This is a genomic window from Roseovarius tolerans (genome assembly GCF_028885395.1).
GTDB lineage: Bacteria > Pseudomonadota > Alphaproteobacteria > Rhodobacterales > Rhodobacteraceae > Roseovarius > Roseovarius tolerans.
Window position 1 is genome coordinate 1,348,627 of the sequence record NZ_CP118494.1, and the last position, 23,007, is coordinate 1,371,633.

The 23,007-nt window shown below is 64.2% G+C and carries 19 protein-coding genes; 11 read left to right on the forward strand and 8 right to left on the reverse strand.

The annotated features are described in order from the left end of the window. Positions 1 to 348 precede the first annotated feature (348 nt). The gene (locus tag PVU19_RS06655) at positions 349 to 1,857 is read left to right on the forward strand and encodes a PqqD family protein (protein WP_050661963.1); all 1,509 of its coding nucleotides are present in this window, start codon (positions 349 to 351) and stop codon (positions 1,855 to 1,857) included. Positions 1,858 to 1,866: 9 nt separating this feature from the next. On the opposite strand, the gene PVU19_RS06660 is transcribed toward PVU19_RS06655, so the two are convergent. After that, positions 1,867 to 2,514 (reverse strand): response regulator transcription factor, encoded by a 648-nt coding sequence (locus PVU19_RS06660; RefSeq protein WP_050661964.1) that lies wholly within the window; start codon positions 2,512 to 2,514, stop codon positions 1,867 to 1,869. A gap of 156 nt (positions 2,515 to 2,670) precedes the next feature. Between PVU19_RS06660 and PVU19_RS06665 the strand changes: the two genes are divergently transcribed. After that, on the forward strand, positions 2,671 to 3,921 hold the full coding sequence (locus tag PVU19_RS06665; RefSeq protein ID WP_089280568.1) for an IS256 family transposase: 1,251 nt from the start codon (positions 2,671 to 2,673) through the stop codon (positions 3,919 to 3,921). Here the strand turns inward: PVU19_RS06665 and PVU19_RS06670 are convergent, their stop codons facing one another. Further along, positions 3,922 to 5,328, reverse strand: a complete 1,407-nt coding sequence (locus tag PVU19_RS06670; RefSeq protein ID WP_274789903.1) for a cache domain-containing protein — start codon at positions 5,326 to 5,328, stop codon at positions 3,922 to 3,924. Positions 5,329 to 5,375: 47 nt separating this feature from the next. Next, the gene (locus PVU19_RS06675) at positions 5,376 to 6,638 is read right to left on the reverse strand and encodes a SulP family inorganic anion transporter (protein ID WP_050661966.1); all 1,263 of its coding nucleotides are present in this window, start codon (positions 6,636 to 6,638) and stop codon (positions 5,376 to 5,378) included. Between the two features lie 222 nt (positions 6,639 to 6,860). Here PVU19_RS06675 and PVU19_RS06680 point away from each other — a divergent pair, with 222 nt between their 5' ends. From PVU19_RS06680 to PVU19_RS06690, 3 genes are all read left to right on the forward strand, one after another. Beyond that, complete coding sequence (locus PVU19_RS06680) at positions 6,861 to 7,943, forward strand: TRAP transporter substrate-binding protein (RefSeq protein ID WP_050661967.1); 1,083 nt, start codon at positions 6,861 to 6,863, stop codon at positions 7,941 to 7,943. A gap of 112 nt (positions 7,944 to 8,055) precedes the next feature. After that, positions 8,056 to 8,946, forward strand: coding sequence for a TRAP transporter small permease subunit (locus PVU19_RS06685; protein WP_050661968.1), 891 nt, complete (start codon positions 8,056 to 8,058; stop codon positions 8,944 to 8,946). A 14-nt stretch (positions 8,947 to 8,960) separates the two neighbouring features. Then, the gene (locus PVU19_RS06690; protein WP_050661969.1) at positions 8,961 to 11,318 is read left to right on the forward strand and encodes a TRAP transporter large permease; all 2,358 of its coding nucleotides are present in this window, start codon (positions 8,961 to 8,963) and stop codon (positions 11,316 to 11,318) included. Positions 11,319 to 11,574: 256 nt separating this feature from the next. Here PVU19_RS06690 and choV read toward each other — a convergent pair whose 3' ends face one another. The 4 genes from choV to PVU19_RS06710 all read right to left on the reverse strand — a co-directional run bounded on the left by choV (position 11,575) and on the right by PVU19_RS06710 (position 16,100). Next, positions 11,575 to 12,603, reverse strand: coding sequence for a choline ABC transporter ATP-binding protein (choV, locus tag PVU19_RS06695; RefSeq protein WP_050661970.1), 1,029 nt, complete (start codon positions 12,601 to 12,603; stop codon positions 11,575 to 11,577). Next, complete coding sequence (gene choW / locus PVU19_RS06700) at positions 12,600 to 13,436, reverse strand: choline ABC transporter permease subunit (protein ID WP_050661971.1); 837 nt, start codon at positions 13,434 to 13,436, stop codon at positions 12,600 to 12,602. The genes choV and choW overlap by 4 nt, the downstream gene beginning before the upstream one ends. Before the next feature lie 81 nt (positions 13,437 to 13,517). Further along, positions 13,518 to 14,444 carry a choline ABC transporter substrate-binding protein gene (gene choX / locus PVU19_RS06705; protein WP_050662034.1) on the reverse strand — a complete coding sequence of 309 codons (927 nt, stop codon included), beginning with the start codon at positions 14,442 to 14,444 and terminating at the stop codon, positions 13,518 to 13,520. Positions 14,445 to 14,546: 102 nt separating this feature from the next. Then, positions 14,547 to 16,100 (reverse strand): ABC transporter substrate-binding protein, encoded by a 1,554-nt coding sequence (locus tag PVU19_RS06710; RefSeq protein ID WP_050661972.1) that lies wholly within the window; start codon positions 16,098 to 16,100, stop codon positions 14,547 to 14,549. A 232-nt stretch (positions 16,101 to 16,332) separates the two neighbouring features. Here PVU19_RS06710 and betI point away from each other — a divergent pair, with 232 nt between their 5' ends. The 6 genes from betI (at position 16,333) to PVU19_RS06740 (ending at position 21,850) form a co-directional block, all read left to right on the forward strand. Further along, positions 16,333 to 16,923, forward strand: coding sequence for a transcriptional regulator BetI (gene betI / locus PVU19_RS06715; RefSeq protein ID WP_082237453.1), 591 nt, complete (start codon positions 16,333 to 16,335; stop codon positions 16,921 to 16,923). Beyond that, a complete protein-coding gene (gene betC, locus PVU19_RS06720; protein WP_050661973.1) occupies positions 16,920 to 18,428 on the forward strand; it encodes a choline-sulfatase in 1,509 nt (502 codons plus the stop codon). The genes betI and betC overlap by 4 nt, the downstream gene beginning before the upstream one ends. A gap of 58 nt (positions 18,429 to 18,486) precedes the next feature. After that, positions 18,487 to 20,142 (forward strand): choline dehydrogenase, encoded by a 1,656-nt coding sequence (gene betA, locus PVU19_RS06725; RefSeq protein WP_050661974.1) that lies wholly within the window; start codon positions 18,487 to 18,489, stop codon positions 20,140 to 20,142. Positions 20,143 to 20,208: 66 nt separating this feature from the next. Further along, positions 20,209 to 20,877: a thermonuclease family protein gene (locus tag PVU19_RS06730; protein WP_050661975.1), complete on the forward strand. Its 669-nt coding sequence runs from the start codon at positions 20,209 to 20,211 to the stop codon at positions 20,875 to 20,877. Positions 20,878 to 21,006: 129 nt separating this feature from the next. Next, complete coding sequence (locus PVU19_RS06735) at positions 21,007 to 21,243, forward strand: HP1242/YdcH family protein (RefSeq protein ID WP_050661976.1); 237 nt, start codon at positions 21,007 to 21,009, stop codon at positions 21,241 to 21,243. Positions 21,244 to 21,466: 223 nt separating this feature from the next. Beyond that, a complete protein-coding gene (locus PVU19_RS06740) occupies positions 21,467 to 21,850 on the forward strand; it encodes a DUF3307 domain-containing protein (protein ID WP_050661977.1) in 384 nt (127 codons plus the stop codon). Between the two features lie 362 nt (positions 21,851 to 22,212). Here the strand turns inward: PVU19_RS06740 and PVU19_RS06745 are convergent, their stop codons facing one another. Then, positions 22,213 to 22,914 carry a Crp/Fnr family transcriptional regulator gene (locus PVU19_RS06745; RefSeq protein ID WP_050661978.1) on the reverse strand — a complete coding sequence of 234 codons (702 nt, stop codon included), beginning with the start codon at positions 22,912 to 22,914 and terminating at the stop codon, positions 22,213 to 22,215. Positions 22,915 to 23,007: the final 93 nt, after the last annotated feature.

Consider the following 23,007-nt stretch of genomic DNA (forward strand, 5'->3'; position numbering starts at 1 on the left):
CTGGTGGGCGGGGGCGTCAAGGCGATATGGCGGATAAAATGTCGCCAGCAGGGGCATTTTCTTTGCATTTGTTGCGTGAATTGGCGCATTCCGGCTTGGTCCCGTGCTCTCTTTCAAGATGACAGGTCCATTCTCTGCTTTTTTGTGATCGTCGGGAATAATCCCGGTGCCGCTACGTTTACAGTCACGGTCGCACAAGCTGGTGGCCGGAACCGAACGAAGAAGGAGAGAGTTTGATGGCTGATGAAGACGTTAAAAACACGTCGCGACGCCGTATGCTGGCGCGACTGGGCCTCTCGGCAGGGGCCGTTTATGTGGCTCCGGTGATGTTGCATCTCGGTGCTGCGCATGCATCAGGCGGCGGTGGCGGCTCTGGTGGTGGCGGTGGTGGCTCCGGTGGAGGCGGTGGCGGCTCCGGTGGCGGTGGCTCGGGTGGCGGCCGCGGTGGTGGATCCGGTGGCTCGGGTGGAGGTCGCGGGGCGCGCGGTGGGTCTGGGCCGTCCGGCGGCGGCCGTGGCCGCAGGGGTGGTGGCAATCTTGGTGGTCTTGGCCGTGCCGTTCGCGGCGCGGCGCGCGGTCTTGGTATCAATTTCTGAGATGCCGCGAAGTGACACCAACGTTGCGGACGAGGGGGCGCGCATTCTGCGTGCCCCCGCCTCTGGGGTCGCTCGCCTGTCGATTCCGGCTGCGCAACATGCGCTGGAGTTGCTTGATTGCGATGCAATTCCCGACGCTCTGTCGACGGTGATGCCGGACTGGGCGTTCGCGGCGTGCCCGGATGAGAAGCATGAGGAAACTTGCGCCTCTGTAATCCGGATGCAGGCCGATGGCCGCTATAGTTTCCGCTCGCGCTGGGGGCGAGACGCGCTGACCGGGCTCGGTTTGGCGGGAGCCACTTGCGGTGCGGTGGCCGATATCACGCAGGCCTATCTGGATGCGCGGCCCGGTCTGCTGGGCCTGCATTGCGGTGCCGTGCGGATTGACGGCCAGCTTGTGATTTTCACCGGCCCCTACAGGGCTGGCAAGACGACGCTTGTCACCCGCCTTGGGATGGAGCCGGGCACCGAGCTTTTCTGTGACGACGTGCTGCCGGTGGAGCCGGGCGGAGAGACGGTCGCGCTTGGGATTCAGCCGCGCCTGCGTTTGCCGTTGCCAGATGGTATTGCGGTGCCGTTCCGGCGCCAAGCCACGCGAAGCATCACGCTATACGATCACCGCTACGGCTATGTCGCGCTGCCGGGTCAGGCCCCGCTTGGAACGCGCGCCCCGCTTGCGGCGGTGGTTGTCCTCACGCGGCAGGAGGGGATGCCTGCGCGGTTTTCCCGGCTGCGCGCAGAAGACGGGGCAGCATGTCTTATCCGCCAGAACATTGCCGATCCCGGCGACATGACTGCGCATTACGACGAAATAGCCGGTATGGTGGAGAGGCTGCCCTGCGTCGCGCTTGAGTATTCGAACCTCGAAGAGGCTGTGGCCCTTGTTCGTGCGGCCTTTGCGGGTGGCCGGAGACCGGAGGCATGGGTGGACAGGCGCGCCGAATGCCGGGTCGCGCCTGAAGCGGCGGAGGCCGTGCCGGCAGCCCTTGACCACCGCTTCAAGCGGTCGAGCGGCGTGATCGAACGGGTGATCGGTGCCGACATGTTCCTGTGGCATATCGATAGCCGCGAGTTTTACAGGCTGAACGCCGTGGGAGGGGCCGTCTGGACCCTGCTGGAGAATCGGGTGACGGGACAGGAGATCGCCGATCTGCTCTGCGAGGTATTCCCCGGGATGGGGCGCGATCTGATCGCGGCAGACGTGGCGCGGCTGCTGGGGCCGATGATCACGCGGGGGCTGGTCGAGAGCGAGAGTGCCTGACCTGCCGCGTCAGAGCCGCACGCCGGTGCCTTGCAAGACGCCGTGTTCCAGCGCGTAGCGGGTCAATCCGGCGGTCGAGGAGATGCCCAGCTTGCGCTTGATGTTCTTGCGGTGGGTTTCGACCGTGCGCACCGAGATGTCGAGCGTCTCGGCCACCTCGCGGTTGGATTTGCCCTGCGCCAGTTGCAACAGGATGGTCTGTTCGCGATTGGTCAGCTGTTCGCGGTCGGGCGCGGTGAAAGGTGCGAGCGAGCCCTGCGCGCCGGTGCAGAGATACCGTTGCCCGGCCATGACCGCGTCGATGGCGCGCTTGATTTCGTCGGTGGGCACGTCCTTGAGCACGTAGCCCGCAGCACCGTGGCTGAGCGCCGAGGAGATGTATTCGGGGCTGTCATGCATGCTGAGGATCAGGATGCGGGTGCCGGGGCGGCGCTCCAGCAGGAGTTCGGCGGTCGAGAGCCCGCCCAGCCCCGGCATGTTGAGGTCGAGCAGGATCACGTCGGGGGCGAGATGTTCGACCCGGTCGATGATCTCCTGCCCGGTGCTGCAGGTGGCGATCACCGCGACATCGTCATAGCTCTCTAGGATCGACTGGATGCCTTCGGCGACCATCGGGTGGTCGTCGACAATCACGACGCGGATCGGGGATGTGGTCATGCCTGTGCCTTTGTTCTTGGGGCGGGATCGGGTTGGCCTTGCGGTTTCAACAGGTGGGTCAGGAGATAGGCGCGAAAGTTGGTGACGCCCTGAGGGGCGGCATATCATGGCGGTGTTCAGACGCCGCGATTCTCTGCTGAGAAAAGGATATGCCCCATGTCAGAGACTACCATTACTCAACTGCCCGATCCATCGGGATTTAGCGCCGATCCGTTCACGGATGTCATCCGCGATGGCGCGCGCAAGCTGATTGAACAGGCGATCCACGCCGAGCTGGCCACACTCATGGCGGCCTTTTCCGGAGAAAGACTTGAGGATGGGCGGGCACGCCTGGTCCGTCATGGTCACTTGCCTGAGCGCGAGGTAATGACCGGCATTGGTCCGGTGCCCGTGAAGGTGCCGCGGGTTCGGGATCGGGGTGCTTACGAAGACAAGATCACCTTCACGCCCAGCATCCTGCCACGTTACCTGCGCAAAGCGAAATCTATCGAAGAACTGCTGCCTTGGCTTTACCTCAAGGGCGTGTCCACGGGCGATTTTACCGAGGCACTTGAAGCGCTGCTGGGCCCGAATGCCAAGGGTCTATCCGCCAAGACCATCACGCGCCTGAAAGCCGATTGGTGGCAGGACTACGAGGCTTGGCAGAAACGCGATCTTGGCTCGCGGCGGTTTCTCTACATCTGGGCAGACGGAGTCTACTTCAAGCCGCGAATGGCTGAGGAAAAACAATGTGTTCTGGTGGTTGTGGGCGCAGACGAATATGGCCGCAAGGAACTGCTGGCCATGACCGACGGCTTCCGCGAGAGCACTCAAAGCTGGCGCGAGGTTCTGCTTGATCTTAAGCGGCGTGGCCTGAAGCAGGATCCAAAGCTGGCTATCGGCGATGGTGCCATGGGGTTCTGGACAGCCCTGCGCGAGGTGTTCGCCACGACGCGGGAGCAACGCTGTTGGGTCCACAAGACCATGAACGTGCTGAACGCGATGCCGAAATCCGTGCAAGCCAAGGCCAAGGGTCATCTGCACGACATCTGGCAGGCAGAGACAAAAGCCAAGGCCAACGCAGCCTTCGATTTTTTCGTCGAAACCTACGGCGTGAAATGGGACAAGGCGGTCGCCAAGCTGGTCAAGGACCGGGATGCGCTGCTGACCTTCTACGACTATCCGGCGGAACAGTGGAAACACATCCGAACGTCAAACCCGATCGAAAGCACTTTCGCCACGGTCCGGCACCGCACGAAACGCACCAAAGGATGCCTCAGCCGCAAGACCGGGCTGGCCATGGCCTTCAAGCTGATGATGTCAGCGCAGAAGAAATGGCGCAAACTCGACGGACAGAACCGCCTGCCCGAGATCATCCAGGGGGTTGAGTTCCGCGATGGGATCCGCCAACTTCAAACTGCCGCCTGATCAGGCATCACCAACTTTTGCCCATATCTCGTGGGTCAGCGGGACCGAGGCCTCGATTCCGGTGCCCGATTTCGAGGAGGTGATGCGCAGCGTGCCGTCAAGCTGGTCGATGCGTTCCTGCATGTTGCGCAGCCCGAGGCCGCTGCTGCCGCCCTGCCGGGCCTGTGCCTCGTCGAGGCCGCAGCCGTTGTCGGTGATCCGCAGGGTGGCCCCGTTGAGGTGGCCGCGCACGTCAATCGCCACATGGGTCGCGCCGGAATGGCGCTCGATATTGGTGAGCGCCTCTTGTGCGACGCGGTAGAGCGCGATCTTGGCCTCGTCATCGAGCCGGTTGCGAAAGACCACGGTGGTGAACTCGGTCTCGATGCCGGTGCGTTTGCCGAAATCCTCGGCCAGCGCCTTGATCGCGGGACCCAGCCCGAGATCGTCGAGCACGCCGGGGCGCAGGTCGCGGCTGATGCGGCGCACCTCCTGGATGGCGCCCGAGAGGTGGGTGATGCCACGCTCCAGCGTGTCGGCGGCGCGCGCGTCGCCCGCCGCCAGCCGCCGCTTGGCGGTGTCGAGCGCGTAGCGCACGCCGACGAGGATCTGGCTGATCCCGTCATGCAATTCGCGCGCGACACGGCCGCGTTCCTCTTCCTGCGCGTCGAACACCCTCTGGGTCAGCCGCTTGAGCTTGGCATCGGCGAGGCGGCGTTCGCGGATATTGATGAAGAGCCCCGAGACGAAGACGAAAAGCAGCGCCGCCAGCATCGCCGCCCCGATATAGAGAAAGGTGCGTTCGACCCGGGCCTCGACCTTTTCTCGCGACTTGGCGACGGTGGCGACCACGTCGTCGATGAAGACGCCGGTGCCGATGGCCCATCGCCAATCCTGAAGCCCCGCCACATAGGCCACCATCTGTGCGCGTTCGCCGGTCGAGGGTTTGGGCCATTCATAGCTGTGATAGCCGCCGCCCGAGCGCGCCAGCCGAATGAGTTCGTCGGTGACGGGGCGGCCCGAGGGATCTTCCAGCCCGGTCCAGTTGCGCCCGATGAGCTCGGTGCGGCGCGGGCTGACGAGGTTCGTGCCCTCGTAATCGTAGACGAAGAAATAGCCGTCCTGCCCGTAGAGCATGCCCGCGAGGATCTGTGTGACCAGCAGCTTGGCGCGGTCGTCATTGGGGGCGGCGCGGCCGTAGATATTCACGAAGGCGGTGCGCGCGATGGAGAGGTAATTCTTGAGCTCCGCACGCTTGGCCTCGATCAGCTGCGCCTCCAGCGTCTCGATCTCGCGTTCCGCCAGTTGCCGCGATTGCAGCGTCACCACGACCGAGATTGCCACCGCCGTTAGGATCAGTGGCAGCGTCGCGATCAGGAAAAGCTTTTGCCCGTAATTGAGGCGCAGGCGGGAGATGAGCTGTCTCATGGTTCAGCGATACGGCGAAACCCGCGCGATATCCAGTATTTCGCGCCTCACCGGTCGGGCGTGTCCCAGTCGGCGGGCGGCACGTTGCGCCGCCGCAGCCGCAGCGCGAGGCCGAGCGCCACGCCAGTGCCGATGGCCACGGTCAGATCCGCCAGCACGGTCAGGATGAGGGTGAGCAGCAGGAGCGCCAGATCGGCGCGGGGCAGGGCCATGTAGCCGCGCCATTTCTGCGGCTCTGCCATGTTCCACGCGGTCAGGATCAGCAGGCCCGCAAGCGCGGGCATCGCCAGATAGCCCGCGAGCGGGGCCGCCAGCAGCATCACGATCAGAATGGTGAGCGCGTGCACCATGCCCGCCACGGGTGTGAGCCCGCCTGCGCGCACATTGGTTGCGGTGCGCGCGATGGCCCCGGTGGCGGGCAGCCCGCCGAAGAGCGCCGCGCCGATATTGGCCGCGCCGCCTGCGATCACCTCGGCATTGGGGCGGTATTTGCCGCCGATCATCCGGTCGGCGACCGAGGCCGACAGCAGCGATTCAACGCCTGCGAGGAAGGCGATCACAAGGGCGGAGGGTAGAAGATCGGTCAGCCGCGCGAGGCTGAGATCGGGCAGGGCGGGCATGGGCAGGGTTGCGGGCAGCGCGCCGTAGCGCGCGCCGAGCGTGTCCACCGGCAGGTGCCAAAGCGCCACCGCCGCCGAGGCGGCACCGACCGCCACGATGAGGCCGGGATAGCGCGGCGCGGCGCGACGCAGAGCGACGATCAGGATCATGGTGCCGAGGCCGATCGACAGTGCCGGGGCGCTCAGCGTGTCGCGGGCCTGCCAGAGGACCGCGACCTTGTCGAGGAACTCGCCCGGCAGGTCCTCGGTGCTCAGGCCGAGCAGGTCGCGGATCTGGCTGGTGGCGATGATGATCGCGATGCCGATGGTAAAGCCGTGGATCACCGGCTCTGGTATGTGCCGCACGAGGCTGCCTGCGCGCAGCGCGCCCGCGATCAGCAGGATCGCCCCCGCCATCAGCGTGGCGAGGACAAGCCCGTCATGGCCGTGTTCGGCGATGACGCCGTAGACCACGACGATGAACGCCCCCGTTGGCCCGCCGATCTGCACCCGGCTGCCGCCGAGTGCCGAAATCAGGAACCCGCCGATGATCGCCGTGGTCAGCCCGGTGGCGGGGTCTGCGCCCGAGGCGATGGCGATGGCGATGCTGAGCGGCAGCGCCACCATCGCGACGGTGATCCCGGCCAGCACATCGGTGCGCAGCATCGCGGCGGTATAGCCGGGCAGGGTGCTGAGGATCTTGGGCTTCATGGACCTGTTCAACACCCGTGGTGCGGCCTGATCAAGCGCCAATCGGGTGATTGCGGGTGCGGCACGCGCAACGCGCGAAGAATTTACCGGGAAAATGTGTCCTCTACGCAGTACTAGGTATTTGCAGACATTGAAGCGCTGTCTAAGGTCAGCGCACTTTAGAGGGTCCGGGTGCCGCCGGAGCGAGGGCGGCATCTTTCATAATGGGGAGGAAAACCAATAATGGATCGTCGTTCTTTTCTGAAAAATACTGCTCTGGGTGGCTCTGCCGCCGCCGTCACGTCACTGGCCGCACCGGCCTATGCGCAAGGCAATCGCACGCTGACCATGGTCACCACATGGGGCCGGGGTCTGGCCGGTGTGTTCGACGCCGCACAGCGCGCCGCCGACAACATCAACGGCATGGCCGATGGCGCATTGACCATCGAGGTCAAGGGTGCCGGTGAACTGGTCGGCGCCTTCGAGGTGTTCGACGCCGTCACCGCCGGTCAGGCCGATCTCTATCACGGGGCGGATTATTATTTCGTGGGTCAGCACCCGGCCTATGCGTTCTTTACCTCGGTGCCGTTCGGGATGACCGCGCAGGAACTGGTGAACTGGTATTACCACGGTGAGGGCGCGGCGTTCCACGATGAGCTCGGCGAGATTTTCGGCCTGAAATCCTTCCTCGCGGGCAATACCGGCGCGCAGGCCGGTGGCTGGTTCTCGAAAGAGATCAACGGGCCCGAGGATTTCAACGGTCTGAAGTTCCGGATGCCGGGCCTGGGCGGTCTGGCGCTGGGCAAGCTGGGCGCATCGGTGCAGAACCTGCCCGGGTCGGAAGTGTATCAGGCGCTGGCTTCGGGGGCCATCGACGGCACCGAGTGGATCGGCCCCTGGGCGGACGAAAAGGCCGGGTTCCAGGAAATCACCAAGACCTATTACACCGCCGGGTTCCACGAGCCGGGTGCGGGTCTGTCGATCGGCATGAACCGCGACGTGTTTAACGAACTGACGCCGGCGCAGCAGAAGATGGTTGAGATCGGCTGTGCCGAGGCGCATCAGTGGAACCTCGCACAGTTCCTGTCCAACAACGGTGCGGCGCTGCAGCGTCTGCAATCGGCCGGTGTCAAGACGATGCAGTTCCCCGACAGCGTGTGGGATGCCTTCGGCGAAGCCTCGGACGCCGTGCATCAGGAAAACATGGGCGACGACATCTACAAGCGCGTCCATGACAGCTACATGGCGTCGATGGCCTCTTCGTCGTCGTGGATCCAGAAATCCGACGGCGCCTATACCGCGCAGCGCGACCGGGTTCTGGGCTGATCCGCGCCACTAACGCACCATGACAGGCAGGCCCCGGCATCTCCGGGGCCTGCCACTTTACCCAACAGGGGGCGTTGCGACCCGTCAGAGGCCGCGCGTGTGAGGGGGAGAGATGCTCGACGCTGTTCTCTGGCTGATCCAGAATATCGCCATGGCCTTTTACAACCTTGGCTATGCGCTGACCCATCCGGGCCTGTGGCTCGACTGGTCGAACAAGGAAGCGATCATGCGGTTCGTCTATTACGGCGGGTCGGTGGAGTTCTTCTTTGTCGCCTTAACCGCCTTTCTGGTGATCACCGGGATCGGCATGTGGAAGCACAGCTTTCTATGGGGCTGCGTGCGCGGGCTGGAAGGCTTTGCCAACACGGTGGGGCGCTTTTTCGCCTGGGCCGGGCTGATCATGGTGATCCAGCAGATCATCATCGTCTTCATTCAACGCATCTTTGCCCGGCCCGATATCGTTCTGGGCTTTGGCATCCCGCTGCAATTCGACATCAGCTGGTGGGCCGAGGAGCTCAAGCTCTATAACGCGATGATCGTGGCGCTGTGCTGCACCTACACCTTCGTTCAGGGCAACCATGTGCGGGTCGATCTGTTCTATGCGCCGGTGCGGCACGGCACCAAGAAGGTGATCGACATGTTCGGCTCGCTGGTCTTCATGATGCCGATGGCGGTGCTGACATGGATGTATGGCTGGTATTTCATGTGGCGGCACCTGATCACGCCGAAACCCTCGGCGTCGGACACGCTGGACCGGCTGATCCTCAAGGCGCGGGCGGTGCGCTGGAATGTCGAGACCATCGGGTTCAGCCCCAACGGGTTCAACGGCTATTTCCTGTTCAAGGTCCTGCTCGTGGCCTTTGCGGGCATGATCTTTCTGCAGGCCTGCGCGTTCTTCTGGCGTTCTTGGCTGGAATGGAAGGAAGGGCCCGAGAGCCTGAACAAACATCTCGACCGCGACACGCTGGGCGCGGGCGAAGAAGCCTATGAAGGCACGCATTAAGGGGACTTTGGGACATGCTATTCGGACTTGATGGCGTCGAGATCGGCCTGATCATCGTCTTTATGTGCCTCTTCGGCGGCATCCTGTCGGGCTTTCCGGTGGCCTTTGCCATCGGCGGGGCGGGGGTGGTGTCGTTCGCGATCATCGCCGGGCTGGACAGTGCGGGATTGCTGATCCATCAGGCGATCGACACCGGCAGTGCGGCCTATGACGCAGTGGTGGCGAGCGGGGTGCGGCCCGATGCGATCTCGATCTTCCGGTATCCGGATCTGCCACGAATGGCGCAGCCGGTGTTTGACCGGGGCTGGGAGGTGGCGCTGGATCGCAACGTGTCGTTCATCGTCAACCGCATCAACGAGCGGGTGCTGGCCGGGGCGGCGATCGAGACGCTGCTGGCGGTGCTGATGTTCGTGATGATGGGGATCACGCTGGAACGCTCGAAGATCGCCAATGACCTGCTGACCACGATGGCCAAGGTGTTCGGCCCGCTGCCCGGCGGTCTGGCCGTGTCGGTGGTGGTGGTGGGCACCTTCCTTGCCGCCTCCACGGGCATCGTCGGCGCAACCGTGGTGACGATGGGCCTGCTGAGCCTGCCCACGATGCTGCGCGCAGGCTATTCCCCGCAGATCGCCACCGGGGTGATCGCGGCCTCGGGCACGCTGGGGCAGATCATTCCGCCCTCGATCGTGATCGTTCTGCTCGGCACGCTGGCGGGGGATCTCTATTCCGTGGCGCAGGACAACCGGGCGATTGCCGCCGGGTGTTCGGATGCGCTGACCTTTCTGGGCGAGCCTGCGGTGGTGTCGGTGGGCACGCTGTTTCAGGCGGCGCTCTTGCCGGGCATCCTGCTGTCGTTGCTTTATGCGCTCTATGCCTTTGGCTATGCGCTGGTGAATCCGTCGAAGGCCCCGGCGGTGCAGCTGGGCGGTGGCACCGGCGGCGAGGTGATCACGCGCGGCGAGGGCTTTACCTGGTTCCTCGGCGTGCCGGTGGCGCTGATCGCGGGCACGATGCTTTTGTCCACATTGGGCATGGTGGGCACGCAGAACCTGACCATCGACAGCTTTACCGACATGGGCGAAACGGCGTCCCTGCGCACCAATGTGAGCCCCGAGTGCCAGGCCTCGATGATCGAGTTGCACGGGCAATCGGCCTGGGATGCGGCCGTGGCCGAGCAGGAGGCGATAGATGAGGCGGGCGGCGTCGAGCAGAGCATGCGTCTGAGCCCCGAAGAGATCGAGCAGCTGCGCATTGACAAGATCGCCGATGCGGCCCCCATCGGGACCGGCGTGGCGACGATCATGGTCATGCTGGGCCTGACGCTGGCGATTGCGCGCGGGGTGGCCCCGTCGGCCAATCCCGCGCCGCTGTTGATCGGGGGGCTGGGCATCGTGCTGGGCCTTCTGGCGGATATCGTGCTTATCGCGCCGACAACATCGCCGGGGGTGACGGTGCTGATCCTCGCGCTGCCGCTGGCGCTGGCGCTTTATGGCTGTGCCCATGGCGCCGGGCGGATGGCGCAGAACGAGCTCATTCGCGTGGTCTTTCCGCCGCTGGTGCTGATCGTGGCGGTGCTGGGCTCGATCCTCGGCGGGATCACCAATCCGACACCGGCGGCGGCGCTGGGGGCGGGCGGCGCGATCATGCTGGCGGCCTATCGCAAGCTGCGCGATCAGGACCGGTCGCCCCGGATCATCCTGTTTTCCACGCTTGCCGTGGTGGTGGCCATCCTGATCGGCATCAATTTCGACCTGCGGATCAACAACGAGGTGGTCAGTTTCGAGAACTGGGTGGCGTTCCTTGCGGCCTATGCGGCCTATCTCTATGCCGCCTTTGGCCTGCTCTTTGCCTGCTGGGTGCTGTTCACCGGCGGGGTGCTGACCCCGGTGGTGCGCGAGACCGCCAAGGTCACGAGCATGGTGTTCACCATCCTGATCGGCTCGCAACTGTTGAACCTCGTGGTGATCAGCTTTGGCGGCGAGCATTACATTCAGGAATTCCTCAAGAGCTTCGATAACGAGTTCAAGGTCTTCCTGATCGTGATGCTGGTGCTGTTCATCCTCGGCTTCGTTCTCGATTTCCTGGAGATCATCTATATCGTGATCCCGATTGTCGGGCCGGTGATCTATGGCGGCAGTTTCGATCCCAAATGGGTGACGATCATGATTGCGGTGAACCTGCAGACGTCGTTCCTGACGCCACCCTTCGGGTTTGCGCTGTTCTATCTGCGGGGGGTCGCGCCGAAGGAGGTGACGACGGGGCATATCTATCGCGGAGTGTTGCCGTTCGTGCTCATTCAGGTGGCGGGGCTGGCGATCCTGTGGTTCTTCCCGGATATCGTGACGATCCTGCCGGCCCTGATGGCGAATTGAGGGGGGTGCGTTTGGCTTGGAGCCAACATCAGATTGAAGAACCTGCGCGGAATCAAGGGCGAAGCCCGCCGCGCATCGCCGTGCCGCCCCCCGGCGCGGCGATTTGGCTGCAACCTGCTCTGCGATCTATTCTTTTTCGGACTTGGCTGGCATAAAGCACTGCCAAACTGACGACCGATCACCACACCGCGGCACGACGACGCGCGGCTCATGATGACAACGATAGCACAAGGCCATGCCCAACGATCCCGGTGCCTCAGCCGCGCGGGTCGAGCAGCTTGGCGAGGATGCGGTTGCGGGTGATCTGGCCGAGCAGTTTGCCGTTCTCCTCGACGCCCACCGGCGTGTCGTGCCCCTGCGCCTGTTCCATCACCTGCTGAATGGTCGCATCGGGCGGCACCGTTGAGGTGGGCGTGCCGGTGGCCGCCTCCATCACGTCGCGCGCGCAGAGCACGCCCAACGGGTTCATATGGGCCACGAATTCGGCCACATACTCGGTCGCCGGATTGGTGAAGATCTCTTGCGGGGTGCCGCATTGCACGATGCGCCCGCCTTCCATGATGGCGATGCGGTCGCCCAGCTTGAACGCCTCGTCGAGGTCGTGACTGACGAAGATGATCGTGCGCCCCAGCTTCTTTTGCAGGTCGATGAGTTCGTCCTGCAAGTGGTTGCGGATCAGCGGATCGAGCGCCGAGAACGGCTCGTCCATCAGCAAGATCGGCGCGTCTGTGGCGAAGGCGCGGGCAAGGCCCACGCGTTGCTGCATGCCGCCCGACAATTCGCCCACCTTGCGGTCGGCCCAGTCAGACAGATTGACGAGGGCAAGCTGGTCGGTGACCCGCCGTGCGCGCTCGTCCTTGGGGATGCCCGCGAGTTCGAGGCCAAGCCCCACATTCTCGGCCACCGTGCGCCAGGGTAGAAGGCCGAATTGCTGGAACACCATGGCGATATGATGCTGCCGCAAGCGTCGCAGGGTGGGGGCGTTGGCATGGGTCACGTCAACCATCTGCGTGCCGTCATGCACCTCGACCGTGCCGCGCGCCACCGGATTGAGCCCGTTGACAGCGCGCAGCAGCGTGGACTTGCCCGAGCCCGACAGGCCCATCAGCACGAGGATCTCACCGGGGGCCACCGACAGATCGCAGTCATGCACGCCCAGAACCTGACCCGTGGCGTGCTGGATCTCGGGGCGCGATTGTCCGGCGTCCATCAGCGGCAGGGCGGTCTCGGGCGCGTCGCCGAAGACGATGGAGACGGATTTGAAATGGACGCTGGCCTCGGTCATTTGCGGCCCTCCATGCGCAGCATCCGGTCGAGCACGATGGCGACGACGACGATCATCAGGCCCGACTCGAACCCGAGCGCGATATTCACGGTGTTGATCGCCCGCAGCACCGGCACGCCGAGACCGTCCGCGCCCACCAGCGCGCCGATCACCACCATCGAGAGCGACAGCATGATGGTCTGGTTGAGCCCCGCCATGATCTGCGGCAGGGCGTAGGGCAACTCCACCTTCCACAGGGTTTGCCGATTGGTGGCACCAAACGCCTGTGCCGCCTCCAGCAGCGGCTGCGGCGTATTGGAGATGCCCAGATGCGTCAGGCGGATGGGGGCGGGGACCACGAAGATCACCGTGGCAATCAGCCCCGGCACCATGCCGATGCCGAAGAACACGATGGCCGGGATCAGATAGACAAAAGGCGGCAGCGTCTGCATGAGATCAAGCACCGGGCGCATCCCGTCATAGAGCCGGGGCCGGTGGGCGGCGGCGATGCCGATGGGCACGCCCATGGCCATGCAGAAGATGCAGGACGAGAGCACCAGCGTGAGGCTTTCGGTGGTTTCCTCCCAATAGCCCTGATTGAGGATGAAGAGAAAGCCGAGGGCCACGAAAAGGCAGGTCTTCCAGTTGCGCTGAAGCGCCCATGTGAGGCCGACGAACACCGCGATGATCACCAGCGGATGCGGGGATTGCAGGACCCAGAGGAACGCGTCGATCAGCGTTTCCATGAGCACGGCCAGCGCATCGAAAAACCCGGCGGCATTGTCCTGAAGCCAGAGAAAGAAATCCTCGGCCCATGTCCCCACGGGGATCTTGTGATCGCTCAGCCACTCCATGGAAAAGCCTCGACTATTGAATTTTTGAAAGAACGAAAGACGCGCCGCCCAAGGTCGGGCCGGGCGGCGCGGGGAGGTGCGTTACATGTCGAGGGCGGATTTGACCGCCGCCATCGCGTCGTCGCCACTTTGGGTGGTGACGCCGTCGAGCCAGCCGTCGAGCACACCGGGATTGGACTTGAGCCATGCGGTGGCCGCCTCTTCGGGGTCGGTGCCATCGTCAAGGATCGCGGCCATGATCTCGTTCTCCATGGCAAGCGTGAACGCAAGGTTCTCCAGCAGCTTGCCGACGTTCGGGCATTCCCCGACATAGCCCGCGCGGGTGTTGGTATAGACCGTGGCACCCCCCAGATCGGGGCCGAACCAGTCGTCGCCGCCGGTCAGGTAGGTCATGTCGTGATTGGCGTTCATCGGGTGCGGCTCCCAGCCGAGAAACACGATCGGCTCTTCACGGCGGTCGGCGCGGCTGACCTGCGCCAGCATGCCCTGCTCGGAGCTTTCCTTGACGTCGAAGTCCGAGAGTCCAAAGGCATCGGCCTCGATCATGTCGAGGATCAGGCGGTTGCCGTCATTGCCGGGCTCGATGCCGTAGATCGTCTCGTCGAGCGCGTCGGCATGCTCGGCGATGGTGCCGAAGGAGGTGATGCCGAGGTCGGCCCCGGCGGCGTTCGTCGCAAGCGTGTATTTCGCGCCTTCGAGGTTGGCGCGCACGGTATCCACGGTGCCGGCCTCGCGGTAGGGGGCGATATCGCCCTCCATCGTGGGCATCCAGTTGCCCAGGAACACGTCGATATCGCCGGCGGCGAGCGAGGTATAGGTGACCGGCACCGACAGCACCTTGGTCTCGGTCTCATAGCCCAGAGCCTCCAGCACCACGGTGGTGGCGGCGGTGGTGGCGGTGATGTCGGTCCAGCCCACGTCGGAGAAGGTGACGCTCTCGCAATTGGCAAGCGCGGGGCCTGCGGCGGTGGCGAGCGCGAGGGCGGAAAGGGTGGTCTTGAGGGTCATCATGTCTCTCCCGTTATCGGTGGTGCGGGCGCATGGCCCGCTTGGCCAAGGGCCCGGAGGTTGCTACCCCCGGGCCCTCGCATGTCTGTCAGGCGGTCAGGGTTAGGCCATCCACCAGCGCTCGATCCAGCGCTGGCCGTCGACATCCCAGTTGGAGCCCATCACGTCGGAATGCCCGACCTTGGTAGAGTTGCCGAAGACGTAATTGGCGAACATCGGGACGATGACGCCGCCCTCGTTGCTGACCAGGGCCTGCATCTCGAAATACATCTCGCGGCGCTTGTCCTCGTCGAGTTCCGAGCGTGCCTTGAGCATCAGCTCGTCGAAGCGGTCGTTGCACCAGAAGCTGTCATTCCACGACGCGCCGCATTTATAGGCGGTCGAGAACATCTGGTCCTCGACCGAGCGGCCCGACCAGTAGACGGCGCAGAACGGCTTTTTCATCCAGACGTCGGACCAATAGCCGTCATTCGGCTCGCGCACCGGCGTGAGGTTGATGCCCGCCTCGGAGGCGGAGCTTTGATAGAGCACGGCCGCGTCCACGGCCCCCACAAAAGCCGCATCGGCCGCCGAAAGCGAGACATCGACGCTGTCGACCCCGGCCTGCTTGAGGTGATATTTCGCCTTGTCGGGATCGTAGGCCTTCTGCTCCAGCTCGGTATTGTAAAAGCGCTGGCCCTGACCGATCGGGTGGTCATTGCCGACCGAGCCGTAGCCGAACAGGATCTTGTCGACCAGTTCCTGACGGTTGATGCCGTATTTCAGCGCGAGCCGGATGTTGACGTCATCATAGGGGGCGGCGCGGGTGTCCATCGCGAAGGTGTAGTGCTGCGTGCCCGCGACCGAGTTGATCTGGATGTCGGGGCGGCGCGCCAACAGGCCCACGGTCTTGAGGTCGAGCCGGTCGGCCACGTCCACATCGCCCGAGACGAGCGCGGATGTGCGGGCGTTCTGATCGACCACGGCCAGAACCTCGGCGCTGTCGAACCAGGCCACGTCATCGCGCCAGTGGCCCTCGTGGCGTTCCACTGCGAAGGATACACCCGGGCTGAAATCCTTGAGCTTGTAGCTGCCGCAGCCATCGCCAGAGCGCCAGTCGATGCCGTCGCCATCGGCCTTGCAGATCACCAGGTGATAGTCGCTGAGGATGAACGGAAAGTCGGCATTGCCGCCGTCGAGGGTAAAGACGACGGTGTCATCGCCCTCGGTTGCGATGTCCTGAATGGGCGCCACGATCGGCCCGGCGGCCGAGGTCGAATCTTCGCCCCGGTGATGGTTGAGCGAATTGACCACATCGGCGAGATCGAGTTCCTTGCCGGAGTGGAACGTCACCCCCTTGCGGATCTTGAAGCGCCAGACCGAGGCATCGTCGGAGGCCTCCCAGCTTTCGGCCAGTTCGGGCTTGAGCGAGCCGTCGGCGGCGACCTCTGTCAGGCGGCCATGAATGGCGAAGGACATCGAGGTGGTAAAGCTGTTTTCATAGGTCGCCGGGTTCAGCGTGTCGGTGGTTTGGCCGTGGCCGATGGCGGCGCGCAGGTGGCCGCCGCGCTTGGGCTGGGCGCGCGCGCTCAGCGGCAGGCCCGCGACAAGTGCCGCACCGGCGGTCGTGGCCATGAAGCCGCGACGATTCATTCGGCCGGAATTGAGGATGGTCATCTTGGTGGTCTCCCTTCGAGTTATTCATCCTGACCTTGCTCTGCGGGCGGTCGGCCGGGTGGCCCACGCGCCGCGGCGGTCAGTTGCGATAAGAATAGGCTAATATGACGGCGCAGTGAAATACAACGTCGTTATCTGTCCCTGTCGGTCGGTGCGTCCCCTTGTTTTCTTGATTGACGAGTCAATTAAACACGATTACGCCGGTCAGGCAAGCACGCAAGCGGAGGGGCGAATGCCCAAGATCGGAATGGAGCCCATCAGGCGCAGCGCGCTGGTCGAGGCGACGATCCACGAGATCGGCGCGCGCGGTTCGCTCGATGTGACCGTGGCGCAGATCGCCAAGCGGGCGGGCATGTCCTCGGCCTTGGCGCATCACTATTTCGGCTCCAAGGAGCAGATTTTCGTGGCCGCGATGCGCCATATCCTGACGCTCTACGGGGCCGAGGTGCGCGGCGCGCTGATCATGGCCACGACCCCGCGAGAGCGGGTCGAGGCGATCATCCGCGCCAGTTTCACCCCGGCGCAGTTCCGGCCCGAGATGGTCTCGGCGTGGCTCAATTTCTACGTGCAGGCGCAGCGCTCTGACGACGCCCGGCGGCTCTTGCATATCTATCAGCGGCGGTTGCGCTCGAACCTCTATCACGCGTTTCGCCAGATCACGCAGACCGAGGCGCAGACCCTGACGCGCGGCTTGGCCGCGATGATCGACGGGCTCTATATCCGGCAGGCGCTCGGCGAGGGTGAAACCGCACCGGGGCCCGCCATCGACGTGCTGCTGCGCTATCTCGACACCTCTCTCCAGCAATCCAAGGAGCCGACATGACCACCCCGAACATCCTGATTTTCATGGTCGATCAGCTCAACGGCACGCTGTTTCCCGACGGCCCCGCGGACTGGCTGCACGCGCCCAACCTCAAACGTCTGGCGGCGCGCTCCACCCGCTTTGCCAATGCCTACACGGCAAGCCCGCTCTGCGCGCCGGGGCGGGCGAGTTTCATGTCCGGCCTGCTGCCGTCGCGCAGCCGCGTCTATGACAATGCCGCCGAGTTCTCGGCGGATATTCCCACCTATGCGCACCACCTGCGCCGCGCGGGCTATCAGACCTGCCTGAGCGGAAAGATGCATTTCGTCGGCCCCGATCAGCTGCACGGCTTCGAGGAGCGGCTGACCACCGATATCTACCCCGCCGATTTCGGCTGGACGCCGGATTACCGCAAGCCCGGCGAGCGGATCGACTGGTGGTATCACAATCTTGGCTCGGTCACCGGCAGCGGCGTCGCCGAGATTTCCAACCAGATGGAATACGATGACGAGGTGGCCTACGACGCGCGCGCCAAGGTCTACGACCTCGCACGCGGGAAAGACGCGCGGCCTTGGTGCCTGACGGTCAGTTTCACCCATCCGCATGATCCGTATGTGGCGCGGCGCAAGTACTGGGATCTCTACGAGGAGTGCGAGCATCTTCTGCCGCAGGTTCCGGCGATGGATTACGAGGATCACGACGCGCATTCCAAGCGTATCTTCGATGCCAATGACTGGCGCTCGTTTGACATCTCGCAAGAGGATATCCGCCGCTCCCGCCGCGCCTATTTCGCCAATATCTCTTATCTCGACGACAAGATCGGCGAGGTGATGGAGGCGCTGGAGGCCACCCGGCAGGAGGCGGTGATCCTGTTTGTGTCGGATCACGGCGACATGCTGGGTGAGCGTGGCCTGTGGTTCAAGATGTCCTTCTATGAGGGGTCGGCGCGCGTGCCGCTGATGATCAGCGCCCCGGACATGACGCCGGGCCTTGTGACCGACCCGGTGAGCAATATCGACGTCTGCCCCACGCTGTGCGATCTGGCGGGGGCCGACATGTCCGAGGTCATGCCCTGGACCGAAGGCCAGAGCCTCGTGCCGCTGGGGCAGGGCGCGCGCCGCGACGCGCCGGTGGCGATGGAATACGCCGCCGAGGCGTCCTATGCGCCGCTTGTCTCGCTGCGCTATGGCAAGTGGAAATACACCCGCTGCGTGCTTGACCCCGATCAGCTTTTCGATCTGGAGGCCGATCCGCATGAATTGACCAATCTCGCAGATGACCCCGCCCATGCCGGGACGCTGGCGCAGTTGCAGGTCAAGGCCGCCGCGCGCTGGGATCTCGATGCCTTCGATGCCCAGGTCCGCGAGAGCCAGGCCCGCCGCTGGGTGGTCTACGAGGCCCTGCGCCAGGGCGGCTATTACCCCTGGGATTACCAGCCGCTGCAACAGGCGTCCGAGCGCTACATGCGCAACCACATGGATCTCAATGTCGTGGAGGAAAACCAACGTTTTCCCAGAGGCGAATGATGGCTTCATCTTGCCATAAATACTCAAATCCTCACCCCGGCCACGAAGGGCACCGCTGATGGAGGCCGATTACGTCATCGTGGGCGCCGGTAGTGCGGGCTGCGCCATGGCCTACCGTCTGGCCGAGGCGGGCAAATCCGTGCTGGTGATCGAGCATGGCGGCACCGATGCGGGGCCGTTCATCCAGATGCCAGGCGCGCTCAGCTACCCGATGAACATGAAGCGCTATGACTGGGGCTACAGCACCGAGCCCGAGCCGCATCTGAACGGGCGGCGGCTGGCCTGTCCGCGCGGCAAGGTGATCGGCGGATCGAGCAGCATCAACGGCATGGTCTATGTGCGCGGCCACGCCCATGATTACGACCATTGGCGCGATCAGGGCTGCGACGGCTGGGGCTATGCCGATGTGCTGCCCTATTTCAAGCGTATGGAGAATTGGGACGATAGCGGCCATGGTGGCGATGCCGATTGGCGCGGCCAGAACGGCCCGCTGCATGTCAGCCGGGGCAAGCGTGACAACCCGCTGGTGCGCGCCTTTGTCGAGGCGGGGGTGCAGGCGGGATATGAGCGTACCGACGACTATAACGGCGAAAAGCAGGAGGGCTTCGGCCCCTTCGAGATGACGGTCTACAAGGGGCAGCGCTGGTCGGCGGCCAATGCCTATCTGCGCCCCGCGCTTAGGCGTGAGAATTGCGATCTGCTGCGCGGGCTGGTGCAACGCGTGGTGATCGAAGAGGGCCGCGCGACCGGCGTCGAGGTGCTGCGCGGGGGGCGGACCGAGGTGGTGCGCGCCCGCGAGGAGGTGATCCTTGCCGCCTCGTCGATCAACTCGCCCAAACTCTTGATGCTCTCGGGCATCGGTCCTGCGGCGCATCTGGCGGAACACGGCATAAAGGTACAGGCCGACCGCCCCGGCGTGGGCGCGAACCTGCAGGATCACCTGGAGCTTTACATCCAGATGGCCGCCAGCCAGCCGGTCAGTCTCTACAAATACTGGAACCTTGTCGGCAAGGGCTGGGTCGGGCTGCAATGGCTCTTGGGCAAGCAGGGGCCGGGGGCGTCGAACCAGTTTGAAAGCTGCGGGTTCATTCGCTCGGCGGCGGGCGTCGATTACCCCGATATCCAGTTTCACTTCCTGCCCATTGCGGTGCGCTATGACGGCAAGGCTGCGGCCGAGGGGCACGGATTCCAAGCCCATGTCGGGCCGATGCGCAGCGTGTCGCGGGGCGCGGTGACCCTGCGCAGTGCCGATCCTTCTGATGATCCGGTGATCCGCTTCAACTACATGAGCGAGGACAGCGACTGGGTCGATTTCCGGCGCTGCATCCGGCTGACGCGTGAGATATTCGAGCAGGACGCGTTCGCGCCCTATTCCAAGCACGAAATCCAGCCCGGCGCTGCGGTGCAGAGCGATGACGACCTCGACGATTTCATCCGCGAGCATGCCGAGAGCGCCTATCACCCCTGCGGCACCTGCAAGATGGGGCGCGCGGATGATCCGGAGGCGGTGGTCGACCCAAAAGGCCGGGTGATCGGGGTCGATGGATTGCGCGTGGCCGATTCGAGCATCTTCCCGCGCATCACCAACGGCAACCTCAACGCGCCCTCGATCATGGCGGGCGAGAAGATCGCCGATGCCGTGCTGGGCCGCCGCCTGCCGCCTGACAACGCCGCGCCCTGGCTGCATCCCGAGTGGCGAACGGCGCAGCGCTGAGCGCGCGTTAACCTTTTGTTCACCTTTCGTCTTGAAAGGCAGCCGGGCATGCTCCCATAAGGGGGCATGTTAAGAATTTCTTTACTCATCGTTCTTACCCTGTTCCCTGTGGCGTCCACGGCGCAGGGGTTTGGCGGGCCCGTGCGGGTGGTGGATGGCGATACGCTCGATGTGGGCGCGGTGCGGGTGCGGCTGCACGGCATCGACGCACCGGAACTGGGGCAGATCTGCACCAATCCCGACGGTGCGACCTGGGATTGCGGCACCTGGGTCGCCGATCAGGTGCGCGCGCGGATCGCCACCCGCGAGGCGCGCTGCGAAACGGTGGACACCGATCGTTATGGGCGCACCGTGACCACCTGCAGGGTGGCGGGGCAGGATGTCGGGCGGATGCTGGTGACGGACGGGCTGGCGCTCGCCTATCGCAAGTATTCGATGGCCTATGACCTCGATGAAAAATCGGCGGTCGTGGCCGGGCGTGGCTTGCACGGGCATCTCATGGCCCGCCCCGAGGATCACCGCCGCGCGGTGCGCGAGGAGCGGGCGCAGCAGAATGCCGCGCCGAATGCCGATTGCCCGATCAAGGGCAACGTCAATTCCAAGGGGCGGCGCATCTACCACATGCCGGGGCAGGCCGATTACGCGCGCACCGTGATCCGGCCCGCGACCGGCGAGCGCTGGTTCTGCGACGAGGCCGCGGCCCGGGCGGCAGGCTGGCGCCGGGCCAAACGCTAGCCTGCCGGGGCAGGCTACGACGCGGGCCAAGGAATGACCGCTGCGGCGGATTTCTTGATCCGGATCAAGGCTTGCCGCTTGTGTGGCGTCTAGGCTCCGAGTCGAACGACACAGAAGGAGCAACGCGCGATGTCCCACACCCCCCATGAGCTGCACGAGGAATTTCCCGATCTGGCCGAGAAGATCAGCGAGATGAAACAGTCCGACGCGCATTTCGCCCGGCTGGCGGATGAATATCACGAGATCAACCGCCGGGTTCACCGCGCCGAGACTCTCGTCTCGCCGGTGGAAGAGCTGACCGAGGTGGAAATGCGTAAACAGCGCGCGGTGCTCAAGGATGAAATCTATCGCATGCTGACCGCCTGAACGGACGCAGCAGGCAAGACCAAAGGGGCAGGGGGGACGTGTCCCGCCCGGCCCTTCGGTCGTCCGGAGCGTAAAAATTCTTGCAATGTGGCGCGGGGTTTTCCACCATGGACGGGTTGATCGAACGCCTTTCATAAGCCCATTCATTCGCCACGAGTGCCACAATGTCACAGATTATCGCGCTGCACGCCTTGGATTCGATGGGCCATGTCGGTCCCGTGGCATGAGCGTCGCGCTCGCCCTGATCGCGCTCGCGCTCTTTCAGATCAAGCATTATCTGGGGGATTTCCAATGGCAAAACGGCTGGATGATCGCGGGCAAGGCGCGGTATGGCCATCCGGGTGGTTTGGCGCATGCGGGGCTGCATGCGCTCTTGTCGCTGCCGATCCTTCTCTTCGTGACAGGCGGTTGGAGCGGGACAGTCGCGGGGGTGCTGATCGCGGAAGGGCTGGTTCATTACCATATCGACTGGCTCAAGCTGCGCCTCGGTGCGGTGCGTGATATGGGGCCTGACGACCGGGAATTCTGGCATCTTGTGGGGCTCGATCAGATGGCGCATCAGATGACCTATCTGGGTGTGCTCGCGGTGCTGGCCATCCAGGGGTGATCCGGCAGGGAAAAGCCCCCGACCGAACCGGCAACACGCTTGGACACGGTCTTGGGTTCGATCGAGGGCATCAGTTGGTCATAAAATGACTGCTTACAATCAAGAGGACAGGTGACGGAAAAAACTGCACGCCACCCTCGGAAACCGGTGCCAGAGGGCCACTCACTACCCAGCCCCTCCGGGTGCCCGCACCGCACGGGAGTCTCGACGATGCGTTCCGGACGTTGATCAGCATACACTCACTGCGCTGATCCGGTGTCGATCGGGACCAACTCGTGATCGCCACCTGCCCGCCGAAGGGGTAAACCCCGATTTCCTGAACCCACTATGCGACGGGCGCGCTTACGCCGCTGTGATCCGCTTCACAGGTTGGGCGTGTTTTTTATGATTTCGGCGGGGTGGCACAGGCGAATGACGCCGGTCTCGATTTCAATGTCCCCTTGATCCTGTAGCAATTTCAATTGCTTGTTGACGGCTTCGCGGGTCACGCCCAGCATTTCGGCGAGCGCGGTTTGCGAAAACTTTCGCCCCAGGCTCAGACCTTCGGGGCGCAGGTCGCCGTGTTGCAGGCCAAGTTCCGTCAGCTTTTGCAAGAGCCGGCGCTGCAGGTTGTCAAAGGCAAATCGGTGCAGGCTGTCATTCGATTGCCGCAGGCGCCGCGACAGGAAGGCGATGAGATGCCGCGCGAGCGCGGGTTCCTCTGCCAGAAGCGCGACCATGGTCCCGGTCCCGACATGCAAAAGCACCGAATCCTCCAGGGCGGTGACCGTGGCGGAGCGGGGATCGGGCGTCACTAGGGTCATTTCGCCAAGTGGAGCGCCATGTTCGGGCAGCGCCAGCACGAGCGTGTTGCCGTCGGCATCGGTGATGCTGACCTGAACCAGTCCGCTGCACAGCACATAGAGCCCGTCCGACGGATCGCCTTCGTGAAAGAGCGCCTCGCCCTTGGCGAGTGCGACGCCGCGCGCCCGCATCGCCATGCGGGTGATCACCTCGGGTTCCAGCCCGTCGAACAGCGGGCAGGCCCGCAGGAACCGCTCCTTCTGAGACGCGGCGATTTTCATGGTGCAGTCCTGTTGAACATGGGTGCGACGATACAGGCCGCGCGACCGGGTTCAAGGTGAAATGACCGGCACGCGGCCACTGATCGGCGAGAA